The sequence below is a fragment of the Streptomyces sp. NPDC052052 genome (assembly GCF_040680455.1).
GTDB lineage: Bacteria > Actinomycetota > Actinomycetes > Streptomycetales > Streptomycetaceae > Streptomyces.
Genome location: NZ_JBFAWU010000028.1, coordinates 1 through 11,918, shown reverse-complemented (window position 1 = coordinate 11,918; position 11,918 = coordinate 1). Strand labels below are relative to the sequence as shown.

Below are 11,918 nucleotides of genomic sequence, written 5' to 3'. Positions count from 1 at the left end.
CGGCCGCCGACGAGGGCACCGGCGGCCGAACAGGATGCGGGCCCACCTCTGGTGGGGCGCCAGCGGGCCCGCATCCCGTCCCCCCTTCCCACCCACACGCTTCGGAGGTACCGGTGGACGCCAACGTTCGCGCCTGGCTCAGCTCACAGCTCGGCAAGGACAGCGACTTTGCCGACCTCGAAGTCCGCTACACCCGGCTCGGCACCGCGCGGGCTGTCGCGCTCGAGGTTCTGCGCGAACTCCTCGCCGCCCTACGCGCCCAGCCCGCCACCGTGACCGTGACCGGCGTTGTGGGTGTCGGCTTCGTCGAGAACATCAAGGCGTACGAGCGGCAGATCACCGCCCTCGAAGAGGGGGAACCACCCGCCCCGGACGACCCCGATGACCCGTCCGGTGACGCTGGCGGGTTCGGTGTGATGTTCCTCGTGGAACGGCCCCGCCGATGACTACGCCCCTGAGACGCCGCACCCTGCGCCAAAGGCTCCTCGCGTTCATCAGCGACGCCACTGGCCGGCTCACTGCCGCCTGGCGGATCCTCACTACCGCCCAGAACCAGTTCCTCGACACGCTCGCCGCGATCCGGCCCGGCCGCAGCGCCGCCGCCCGTATCCGCACCGCCACCCTCGCGTTCCAGCGCAGCCTCGCCGACTTCGACCGTGCCGTCGGAGCGTTCACCGAACGGTGGGCGGCCACCGACCTGCCGCTCGCCTACCGGGAAGGGGCGCTCGGCATGCTCGACCGGGCCGACCGCCCCCACCGCATGTGGTCCTGGACCGCCCGCCATCAGACCGCCATCACCACCCTGTCGTCCCAGTACTACGCCGACCTCATGGGCCGCCTGCAGGAAGCGGTGCGCCGGGCCCGCGCCTTCCTTCGCGCCGCAGTGGACGCCGCCCGAGCGCGCGCCAGCCGTTTCGAGTACGGCACGTTCAACCGCGACACCCTCCGCGACGAGCACCCGCTGGGCACGGTCATCTACGCGAACGACGCACGGCACCCCGTCGAAGCGTGGGCAGCCGCCGCGATCTCCTGGCAGGCCGTGACCACCGCCAACGCCGGATCCGTCGCCACCGCGTACGAACAGCTCAACTGCACCCAGGTCAAGGTCAGGGACGGCGCCGACTGCGGGTGGACGTCACACAAGGACCCGGACCGGGCCGACGGCACCATCCGCGACATCGACGACGCGCTCGCCCACCCCACCGCCCACGCCCACTGCATTCGAGAATTCCTCCCGCACTTCGAACGCCCCGACACTCTGGGAGCCCTCACATGACCGGTCCGAGCATGGCCGACCGACCGCGCCCGATCCGGATCGCCGCCGACCCCGCCGGGGCCCAGGTCCGTATCGGCGACACAGACATCAGCGCCGGTCTGCAGGGCTTCAACCTTGAGCAGCGCGTCGGACAGATCCCCCTGCTCGTCCTCTACGCCAACGCGACCGGCGGCGCCATCCTCGACGGTGTCGCGCACGTCGTCGTCGGTGACGAGCAGGACCCGGGGCAGCAGATCGCTGCGTTCCTCTCCAACATCGACCCCGCAGCACTGCACCAGGCCGCCCTGAACCGTGACGACCTGGACGGCAGTAAACACGAGATCACCAGGGCGATACTGGCGCAGCTCGCCGACTGCGCACAGGGGAGGACCTGATGGCAGGACTCGACCGCGCCCTGGCCGGTGTCACCCGCTGGATCTCCAGCAACCTCCTGATCGACACCGTCCGCATCACGCTGCCCCCCACCGGTGAGCCCGTCCTCGACACGACGACGGGCCAGCTCGAGCGCCCCGACGGTGAGGTGCTATATGAGGGGCCCGGAGCGGTCGTCCCCGCCAGCGCCACCACGGAGCGAGGCGCCACCTTCGACGGGGTGCAGCCCTGGACACAGCAGGCCAAGCTGTCGTACTTCCTGCTGACGCCGCTCACGGCGCCCATGCCGCCGGAGAACGCCATCGCGACCGTTGTGGCCGTTCACGACCCGGCGCGGACGTCCCTCCTGGGGCGTGCCTGGACGTGCGCCGGCCCGGGCATGGCCAGCACGGTGGAGGTGGTCCGCAAGACGCCCCTGGACCAGAACAACCTCCCGGCAGGAGGCGCGGCGTGACCCCAGACGAGCTCGCCGACCGGCTCGAGGCCGCTGCGGACAACCTCGGACCCGCCATCACCCGGCGAGTCCAGCACGCTGCGGAACTCGGGCGCGGCATGATCCGCGCTGCCGCGTCCGGCCGCCCCGGGCCGAATGTCATCACCGGTAGGTACAGGTCGTCTTGGCAGACCGTCACCCGCAGAATCCCGTACGGGGCCGAGTGCACGGTCGGCACCGACGCCCCGCAGGGCAGGCGTCTCGAGTTCGGGTTCTACAACATGACCGACAGCCTCGGCCGGCATTTCTACCAGCCGCCGTTCCCGCACGTCGGCCCCGCCATCCCGCGCATGCAGAACCTCCTCAAGGACGGTATGCGCGATGCTGCTGCGGAGGTGTTCGAATGATCCAGCGCCTGCCGGTGACGATGGCCCTGTCCGCGCTCCTCGCCTCCGCGACCGGGCTCCCTGTCGGGCGGGGCCGGAAGCCGGAGGACACCATCCCGCCGTACTACCTGCTGTACGCCGTACCGGCCGCGGTCTCCGGGGCTCCCTTCAGCGACCTGAACGAAGACGCCTCGTTCGTCTACCAGGTGACGTCGGTGTCCGGCCCGGACCCGTCCGACCCGGACTCGCACGGTGTCGCCGACCAGGCGGAGTGGATGGCCGACAAGGCCCGTACCGCGATCCTGGGCCGTGATCCGGGAACCGGACTGTGGCTGCACCAGCTGGTCATCCCAGGCGCCCGGGTCATCGGACGATCCCTCGATACCGAACCGGGGGCAACGAATGATCCCTCCGATGCCATCATGAGTTACGTACAGCGGTTCAGGCTCGACCTGACCTCGGCCTGACATTCGATCAGGCCGCTTACCGCACCGCGGCGGGACCCCACGCGGACGCCACCACGCAGGTGGCCGCACCCACACACCACGTGTAAGGGGCCCGGTCCGCACCGCCGGATGGCCCCGGGACAAGGGGCCCATCCCATGCCGGTCAAGAAGTACATGCGGCGCGGAACGTCGAAGTTCTACTTCCTCGAGACGATCGCCGCCACCACCATGATCCCGACCCGTGCCGAGATCACCGCTGGTACCGAGTTCTCCGAGCAGATCGCCGCGATGGACGGGTGGACGGTCTCCAACAACGAGATCGAGACGCCGAACATGGCGGACACCTACGACTCCACGATCCCCGGCTCCGACAAGGCCGAGACCAGCACGTTCACGTTCTACGAGGACGAGGTCGACGCCGACATCGAAGAGATGCTCGCCAAGGGCACCACCGGCTACGTCGTGATCTTCCGGAAGGGCAATGTCCCGACGAACAAGTCGATGGACGTCTTCCCGATCCGTGTCGCCTCCCAGTCGCCGCAGTACACCGCCGACAACGAGGCCGCGAAGTTCGTCGTCACCTGCTCCATCACTTCCCGGCCGGTCCAGGGCGCCGCAGTGCCCGCCGCGACCTGACCCACCCCCCTCAGCTCCCGGCCGGGCCCGACACGCGTGTTCGGGAAGGGGCGCCCGTGCGGCGCCCGGCCGGGCCCCCTTCCCCTGACGGAGGACCCACCTCATGACCACCGCGAAGAAGACCACAGCACCCCACCCGCCGGCCGCCGCCATCGCAGCCGACGCCCACTGGGCGGCCACCCGGGAGCGGCTCCTCAACCGCACCCGCCCCGTGCTGAAGCTGACGATCTGCGACGACCACGAGACCAAGCAGGCCCTCGCGCAGGCCAAGTTCGTGCACCAGCAGGCAACCGAACAGGCCGACCGCAACCCCGAGGACGAAGCCGCCCAGGCGGTCCTGCGCGACGCGACCGCGAACCTCACCACGGCGCAGGCCGCCGTCGATGACGCGTCAATCGTGCTGCGCTTCCAGGCCTTGGACCGGCGCACCTACAAGGAGCTGATCGAGGCTCACAAGCCGACCGAGGACCAGTCCGACGACGGCTACGCGTTCAACCTCGACACCCTCGGCCCCGTCCTGATCGCCGCGTCTTCCCTCGACGGCATCACCGAAGAGGACGCCGCCGCCTTCCTGGACACCTGGTCGCAGGCCGAAGCCGAAGCGCTCCTGAACACCGCATTCGGGGTCCAGCGCGAGGAGCGCATGGACCTGGGAAAAGGCTGATCACCGATGACCTTCTGCGGGCGGAACTGGAGCTGTGCCACGAGTTCGGAATCCCGCACTCCCAGTTCAAGGGAGCGGGCGACGGCACCTGGACGGCGAAGGACCGCGCCAAAGCCCTCGCTTTCCACGCCTACCAGCGCACCGTGTGCCCGCAGTGCGGTACCCGCGAGTCCGAGTGGGACCCCGACCTCGGCGGCGACCCCTACGCGTACGTCGCATCCACGCGTCGCTGCTTCGGCTGCGAAGAGATCCAAAGCGTCCAGAAGCACATCCCTGATGGGCAAGCGGGCGCCGGAATGAAAGTCGTGCTGCTCCCGGCCTCCGTGGCCGCAGCACTCGACGTACAGCAGCACCTGACCTGAACAGCACGAACGACGACGAGGGGAGGGCGGGCCGGTGGCGAACTGGAACCTGAGCGTGGACCTGCGCGGCCAGGGCGAGAGCCTGGCACGCACCCTGCGGGAGAACGCCGGCCACGCCCGCACCCTGGCCACCGCCACCCGCGACGCGCAGCGGGAGGTCCGCGGCCTTGGTACGGCATCCCGTGCCGCACAGGGTGCCGTCACCGGCCTGGGGTCCGCCTCCGACCGTTCCCGAGCCCGGCTCGCCCGCATGGCCGGGCAGGCCCGGGACGCGGCCCGCCAGTTCCGGGACCTCGCCCGCGCTGCCGAGGTCGCGGAGACCCGTCTGCAGGCGGCGCTGCGCGACGTACGCATCACCGCCCACCTTGATGACGAAACCGCCCAGGGGCGTGCCGCGATCCGCGCGTCCATCGCCGAGATTCAGCGACTGAGCCCGGTACGGATCCGGGTCAACTTCGACGGCGACCCCGCACAGATCGCTGCTGCAGCCGCGGCAATGCGCGACCTGCACACCAACGCTGGACGAACCGACACTGCCCTGACCGCACTCGCCACCCGCGGCGCTGCGGCAACCCTGGCCCTCCGGGCGGCGGAGGAAGCCGCCAACGACCTGGCCCGCACCCTGCGGACCCTTCGCGGCCGGGCCGCCGCGGCAGCCGACGCCCTGGACGAACTACGTACCCGTGCCCTGACCGCAGCAGTCGGGATCCGGGCCCTCAACAGCGCCGCCCGTACGACCGACGGGCGCCTCGACGGGCTGTCCGGACGCACCCGTGCCCTGCGCGGCGACCTCGACGACCTCGACGGAACGCTCCGCCGGGTCGGCGGGCGCATGAACGGTCTGCGCGGCTCCGCCGGCAGCCTCGGCAACTCCACGAACAACGCATCCGGCGGCACCCGGAACCTCATGCAGGCCGCCGTCGGCCTGGCAACCGCCTTGATCCCGATCGCCGCCGCCACCGTCCCGATCGCAGCAGGCATGGCCGCCGCAGGCAGTGCCGTCGGCGCCTTCGGGGTAGCGGTGGCCGGCCAGATCATCGCCCTCACCGAGTCCGCTGACGCTGAAGAGAAGTACCAAAAGGCAGTCCGCGAGCACGGCCAGGCCTCCACCGAGGCGGCGACGGCGGAGAAGGAGTACCTGCGCACCCTGGCGGAGATGCCTCCGGCGTCCCGGGAGGCCGCCGCCGAACTGGCCGCGCTGAAAGACCAGTACACGGCGTGGTCGGATGCACTGGCCGGCGACACCATGCCCGTCGTCACGAAGAGCATGCAGCTGTTCGGCGCCACCCTGCCGCGCCTCACCCCGCTGGTGAAGGGCGCATCCAAGGAACTCGACCGGCTCCTCAACGTTGCCGCCGGGGGCATGAACACCCCGGGCTTCGACCGGTTCGTAGCCGCCTTCACCCGGTTCGCTACGGACTCCCTCGCCCGCGGCACCACCGCCCTCATCCGATTCACCCAAGCCCTGAACACCGGGAACATCGACGCCAACCTGCGCGAGTTCCTCGACTACGCCCGCACGAACGGACCCCTGGTCGCCGAAACCCTCGGCAACCTGGCGCAGGTCGTACTGCACCTACTGGTCGCAGCCTCCGACATGGGCGTCAGTGTCCTGACCGCGGCCAACGCCCTGGCCAAGCTCGTCAACGCCGTCCCCGCGCCCGCCCTGTCCGTATTCCTGCAGCTGTACGCGGCGCTCAAGCTCGTCACCCTGGGCATCGCAGCCGTGGGTGCCGTGTCCGGCGGCGCGGCGGCCGCATCCCTGGCCGCGTTCGTCCGCTCCGCCCGGTTCGGCGGCGTCGGCCCCGCCATCACCGGTGTCGTGCAGCGCATGTCCGCCCTGCAGAAAGTCTCGGTCGGCCTGGGAGTCCTCGGCCTGGTCGCGATCGGTATCGACAAGCTCGCCGACAAGGCCCGCGGCGCACCTCCGGACGTCGACCGGCTCACCACGTCCCTCAAGCAGCTCGCCCTGACCGGGCAAATGACCGGCGAGCTCAAGGCGACGTTCGGCGGGTTCGAGGGCCTCATCGACTCGATGAAGAAGTACCAGGTCGAGGCCGACAAGGCGAAGAAGGCTTCTGAGGGGGCGTTCGGTTTCCGGATTCCGGTCCTCGACGACATCGCGGACTGGTTCGGCGACAAGGCCAACGACCTCTCCCAGGGCGAGGAGTCGTTGAACGCCCTGAAGGACGACTTCAAGGGTGTCGACGAGGCCCTCGCGCAGATGGCATCCAGCGGCAACGCGAAGGAGGCCGCTGCCGGATTCGACTTGCTCAGCCGGGCGGGGAAGAAGGCCGGCTGGTCCACCAAGGAGATCAACGCCCTCTTCCCCGAGTACAAGGCCTCGCTCGCGTCCCTGAAGGCCGAGCAGCAGCTGGCCGCGGCCGGGATGGGTGTCTTCGGATCCCAGGCTATGGCCACCAAGGCGAAGCTCGACGCGCAAAGAGCATCCACGGACGGGCTGCGCCAGTCGATCGTCGCCCTGAACGACGTCAACCGGGCAGCGCTCGGCGGCATGATCGGATTCGAGGCCGGGATCGACGCCGCGCAGAAGGCCGCGAAGGAAAACGCGGGCGCCCTGCGGATGGTCAACGGCGAACTGGACCTGAACAGCCCCAAGGCCCAGGCCGCCGCGACCGCGCTGCAGGACCTCGGCGCAAAGACCGACAGTGCAGCCACCGCCGCCCGCGAGTCCGGAAAGTCCTGGGAGTACGTCAACGGCATCTACGCCCGCGGCCGGACCGCCCTCATCGACACTGCCGTACAGATGGGCCTCACCAAAGCCCAGGCCACAGCCCTTGCCGCCAGCATCCTCGACATCCCGGACGACAAGAAGACCCGGATCGAGATGGACCGTGAGGACGCCATCGCCGGTCTGAACGCTGTCATCGCGAAGATCGAGGCGACACCGGGCAAGAAGTCCGTCACGGTCAACGCGCTGACCGCGACTGCGATGTCGCTCCTGCAGGCCCTGGGCTACAAGACGGAGACGCTGCCCGACGGGCGGGTCAAGGTCACCGCGAACACCGGTGCGGCACTGGCCGGTCTTGGCGCGGTCCGGGCAGCTCGAGATGGGCTGAAGGACAAGTCCATCACCATCACCACGACGTACGTGAAGCGCACCGTGTACGACAAGGACGCGAACAGCGTTCCCGACATGGTGCAGGCGCCCCACCAGGCGAACGGCTCCGTCCTCTCCTTCTACGCCCGCGGCGGTATGAACGACCGCAGGGAACAGCACGTCGCACAGATTGCCCCTGCAGGGGCGTGGCGCGTGTGGGCGGAAGACGAGACCGGGGGAGAGGCGTACATCCCCCTCGCCGCGTCGAAGCGCGCCCGGTCCCGGGCCATCACGGAGGAGACGATCCGGCGCCTCGGCGGCGACCCCGCCGGCATCCAGTGGAACGCGGCTGGCAGCGTCACCGACTGGACGTACGACCCCCAGACCGGGTCCCTGTACACCTCCTCCGACGCCGGACAGGCCGGGCATAAGACCAAGAAGGTCAAGGTCAAGGGGAAGACGAAGGAAGTCGACTACTTCGACCTCGGCGCCGTCGAGAAAAAGATCAAGAGCAACGCGAAGGCCACCCGCGCCTGGAACACCGACCTGGAGAAGGTCGCCGACCGGCTCGGCGGGGATGTCGCCAACGCCCTGGCAGGCATGGGTGAGGACGGCATCAAGCTCGCCCACAAGATGGCCACCGGGTCGAAGAAGTACGCCGAGGACATGGCCAAGGCCCTCCGCGACCTGACCAAGGTCGCCAAGGCCTCACTCACGGACTACACCCGGCAGCTCGCCAAGGTGAACGCCTCAGATGCGACGTTCACGAAGAACCTCGCCACTCTGGCCAGCCGCGGGTACGGGGACCTGGCCGCACAGCTGGCCGCGCAGGGTAACACCGCGGCGCAGGAACTCGCAGCAGCCGCGGTCAAGGACAAGAAGAAGGCCTCGAGCGCGAACGCCGCGGCGAAGAAGAGCAACAGCGCGCTCACGTCCGACGAGGTGCAAGAGCTCGTCGCCATCATCGCCGCCGTCAAAACCAGCAAGACGGGGCTGCACACGGTCGCGGACACGACCGGCCTGGGCGAGGACGAGATCATCACCATCGCCAATAAGGCCAAGAGTCAGATCAAGTCGTCGCTCGGGTCCCGGGCTACGAAGTTCCTCGCCGACCTGGGTCGCGCGAACAAGGGGCTCAGCTACGCGGACGGCGGGATCCGGGAGGGCATCTACGCCACCCGCGCCGGCGCCGTGACCTTTGCGGAGCCGTCCACCGGTGGGGAGGCGTACATCCCGCTCGGCGCATCCAAGCGCCGCGCCGCCACGAACGTGCTGCGCGACGTGGCCTCCCGGTTCGGTGTCGGCCTCACGGACATGTCCGCCACCCGCCCGATCGTCATCCGCGAGGGCGGCGACACCCACGTCAACGTCACCGCAGTCCGCACCGGGGCGTCCGCATCGGACATCGGATCGCAGGTCGGCCGCTCGGTGCGCCGGGCCCGCAGGGGAGGGGTGAACGCCCGTGCCGCCGCTTGAGCTCACGGACTGGCAGTACGAACTCGGTGGCGTCCTGATGGGCGCCGGAACATCGGTGCAGGTCATGGAGACGACGGGGCTGGGCCGGCCACCGGTCCGGGACAACGACGCCGACCAGCCCAGCATGGACGGTGCCTTCGCCGGGCCCGACTACTACGCCGCCCGGCAGGTCCAGTTCGATGCCGCGGTCCGCATCCCCGGTGATCCGGCTGCCTGCCACGACGTGGTGGCCGCGCTGCAGGCCGCGGCCGACGACCCTGCTGTGCGGCTGACGGGTGGGGCGACGATGCCGCTGCGGATCCTGCGCCCCGGCCGCCCGGTGAAGCGCCTCCACGGCCGGCTCCGCAGGCTGGACCCGGAGTTCAAGCAGGTCATCCACGGCTACGTCCCCCTCGACATCGAGTTCATCGCGACGGACCCGGTGTTCTACGCCGACGAGACCACCACCACCGAGATCCCGCTCGGTTGGTTGACCGGCGGAGGATTCGCGGCCCCGGTCGTCGCCCCGGTCTTCGTGCAGTCCGGGACGACGGCCGCCACCCGGCCCGGCTGGGTCACCAACCGAGGCACCGGGAACGCGTGGCCGGTCATCCGGATCACGGGACCGGTCGCCACGGTCACCATCACGCACGTCGCGTCTGGACGGCAGCTGTCCTTGCCGACGCTCAACCTCACCAGCTCAAGCCAGTGGGTGGAGATCGACACACGGCCCGGCTACCGCACCGTGAGGCGCGAGACCGGCGGCAACGCCTCCACCCTCCTGTCCGCAGCTTCCCGGATCGATCTGTTCTCCCTGCCGCCGGGCCAGTCCGAGATGCGCTGGACCGGATTCGACAACACGAACTCTGCCCGCCTGCGCCTGACCTGGCGCGACGCCTACACCGCCCTCTGAGGAGCGCACATCATGGCCCTTTTCCCCGTGCCGATCCTCACGAACGGCGCCACCCACAGTGCTCAGCAGTTCCGCATGATGGTCCGCGACCTCGTGTCCGGGGCGGAAGGCATCACGCAGGGCACCGACCTCAAGGTCACCCAGCTGTCCACCCCCGGCGCCAGTGTTCAGGTCGGTGACGGGTCCGGAGTTGTCCGCGGCCGCGTCAACGCGTTCCAGGGCACGTACTCGGTGTGCAACATCGGCGCCGCCACCGTCCCGATCGCCGCGACCGGTGGCTCCGCCCGGTCCGACATGGTGATCCTGCGGGTGGAGGACCCGGAGTACGAAGGCACCCTCAACCCCGTCGTCGACCAGATCAACTACTTCCAGGTCATCTCGAACGTCTCGTCCAGCGCGACAACGATCCCCGACGGACGCACCGGCATCCCGCTCGCCCGGATCGACATTCCCGCATCCACGTCCACGATCACCACCGCCATGATCAAGGACATTCGGCAGATTGCAACCCCCCGCCGAGACCGCCGCCAGTGGATCCAATCACCCACCACCACATCCACCGGGATCAACAACAGCAACGGGACCTACACGTACTTCTCCACCGCGGCAGGGTGGAACATCCCCATCCCCGACTGGGCAACCCAAGCGGTCATCAGCGTAGACATCGCCCAGCTCAAGTACAGCGTCGCAGCCTTCATCGGATCGCTCCGGGCCACGTTCGGGGCTTCTCTCTCCCTGCAGCCCGTCATCCTCGACGACAACCAAACAGCGATCCGTCGCGCCACCGTCTTCGTCGCTGACACCCTGACTATCCCCGACGCCTACCGCGGCACCACACAGCTCCTGCGTGCACAGGCGACAGGTACCACCGGGAACACGGGCACCGTCGCCGTGGACGCCTCCACCACCTTGAAGGCGGACATCGAGTTCTTTGAGGCGCCCCGGTGACCCCCGTACCGGACCGGGTCCTCACCCAGCACGCCCTGACGGGGGAGTGGCTTTCCCTGGCCCTGCCCGTGCAGGGCCTGGAGTACGGCGACGAGCTGAATGGGCCCGGCTCCCTCACCGGCACCCTGTCCCCGCGGCTCCTCTCCCAGAGCCCGACCCTTCTCGACCCGGGCACCACGCTCATCTACGTCGAGTCCGCCGGCCAGCTCAGGTGGGGCGGCCTCGTCTGGGACGTCCGCCCCCAGGGCGACGCCCTGCAGATCGAAGCAGCGGGATGGTCGTCGTATCTGATGAAGCGGCACGACGTGGACGGGCAACTCGGCGCCCGCGGCCCCTACGTGAACGCCGACAGGTGCCAGGTCATCCGCGACGTGTGGGCCTACGCCCAGTCCATCGCCGACGGGAACCTCGGCGTCGTCGTTGACACCACCACATCCACGTCGACCGTCGGCACCCCAGCCGAACGGTACGACAGCAACTGGTGGGACTCCCGAGCGCTCGGCGACATCGTCGACGACATGGTCTCGGCCGAAGCTAGCCCCGACTACACGTGCACAACCTCATGGAACAGCGCCAAGACGGCCCCGGTGCGCCGGATCCGGCTCGGCTGGCCGCGCCTTGGCGCCCGCCGAACCGACATCACCTTCTCCAGCGGCGTGAACATCATCGAAGACCCCGAGGTCCCGTTCTCCGGCGACGACTACGCGCAGGTCGTCATCGGCATGGGCGCCGGCGACGGGTCCGCGAAGCGCCGCCAGATCTCCGCCGTCCGCAACGGAAGGCTCCGATTGGAGCACGTCGCGGACTTTCCCGAGGTCAAGGGCAACGACGTCCTTGCCTCCCTGACCGCCGCCGAACGCGGACGGCGCGAAGTCCTCGGCTCCGTCGACCAGATCACCATCCGCGACACCCTCGCAGCCCCGTTCGGAGCCTGGCAGGTCGGCGACGACGTTTACGTCCGCGTCC

At 69.4% G+C, this 11,918-nt stretch carries 12 protein-coding genes; all 12 read left to right on the top strand.

Annotation, left to right across the window (positions count from 1 at the left end; translation table 11 throughout):
* Positions 1-113 precede the first annotated feature (113 nt).
* Positions 114-446 (top strand): hypothetical protein, encoded by a 333-nt coding sequence (locus AB0L71_RS28010; protein ID WP_365248048.1) that lies wholly within the window; start codon positions 114-116, stop codon positions 444-446.
* A complete protein-coding gene (locus tag AB0L71_RS28005; RefSeq protein WP_365248046.1) occupies positions 443-1,276 on the top strand; it encodes a hypothetical protein in 834 nt (277 codons plus the stop codon). Before AB0L71_RS28010 ends, AB0L71_RS28005 begins: the two co-directional genes overlap by 4 nt.
* Positions 1,273-1,650 (top strand): hypothetical protein, encoded by a 378-nt coding sequence (locus tag AB0L71_RS28000; RefSeq protein WP_365248044.1) that lies wholly within the window; start codon positions 1,273-1,275, stop codon positions 1,648-1,650. The genes AB0L71_RS28005 and AB0L71_RS28000 overlap by 4 nt, the downstream gene beginning before the upstream one ends.
* Complete coding sequence (locus AB0L71_RS27995) at positions 1,650-2,102, top strand: DUF6093 family protein (protein WP_365248042.1); 453 nt, start codon at positions 1,650-1,652, stop codon at positions 2,100-2,102. The genes AB0L71_RS28000 and AB0L71_RS27995 overlap by 1 nt, the downstream gene beginning before the upstream one ends.
* Positions 2,099-2,488: an HK97 gp10 family phage protein gene (locus AB0L71_RS27990; protein WP_365248040.1), complete on the top strand. Its 390-nt coding sequence runs from the start codon at positions 2,099-2,101 to the stop codon at positions 2,486-2,488. Before AB0L71_RS27995 ends, AB0L71_RS27990 begins: the two co-directional genes overlap by 4 nt.
* The gene (locus tag AB0L71_RS27985) at positions 2,485-2,934 is read left to right on the top strand and encodes a hypothetical protein (RefSeq protein ID WP_365248038.1); all 450 of its coding nucleotides are present in this window, start codon (positions 2,485-2,487) and stop codon (positions 2,932-2,934) included. Before AB0L71_RS27990 ends, AB0L71_RS27985 begins: the two co-directional genes overlap by 4 nt.
* A gap of 135 nt (positions 2,935-3,069) precedes the next feature.
* Positions 3,070-3,549 carry a hypothetical protein gene (locus AB0L71_RS27980; protein ID WP_365248036.1) on the top strand — a complete coding sequence of 160 codons (480 nt, stop codon included), beginning with the start codon at positions 3,070-3,072 and terminating at the stop codon, positions 3,547-3,549.
* Positions 3,550-3,652: 103 nt separating this feature from the next.
* Positions 3,653-4,213: a hypothetical protein gene (locus AB0L71_RS27975; protein ID WP_365248034.1), complete on the top strand. Its 561-nt coding sequence runs from the start codon at positions 3,653-3,655 to the stop codon at positions 4,211-4,213.
* A gap of 396 nt (positions 4,214-4,609) precedes the next feature.
* The gene (locus AB0L71_RS27970; protein WP_365248032.1) at positions 4,610-9,112 is read left to right on the top strand and encodes a hypothetical protein; all 4,503 of its coding nucleotides are present in this window, start codon (positions 4,610-4,612) and stop codon (positions 9,110-9,112) included.
* Positions 9,099-10,004 (top strand): hypothetical protein, encoded by a 906-nt coding sequence (locus tag AB0L71_RS27965; RefSeq protein WP_365248030.1) that lies wholly within the window; start codon positions 9,099-9,101, stop codon positions 10,002-10,004. Before AB0L71_RS27970 ends, AB0L71_RS27965 begins: the two co-directional genes overlap by 14 nt.
* A 12-nt stretch (positions 10,005-10,016) precedes the next feature.
* Positions 10,017-10,952, top strand: a complete 936-nt coding sequence (locus AB0L71_RS27960; protein WP_365248028.1) for a hypothetical protein — start codon at positions 10,017-10,019, stop codon at positions 10,950-10,952.
* A partial coding sequence (locus AB0L71_RS27955) for a hypothetical protein (protein WP_365248026.1) occupies positions 10,949-11,918 on the top strand: 970 nt, incomplete at its 3' end. The genes AB0L71_RS27960 and AB0L71_RS27955, both read left to right, overlap by 4 nt.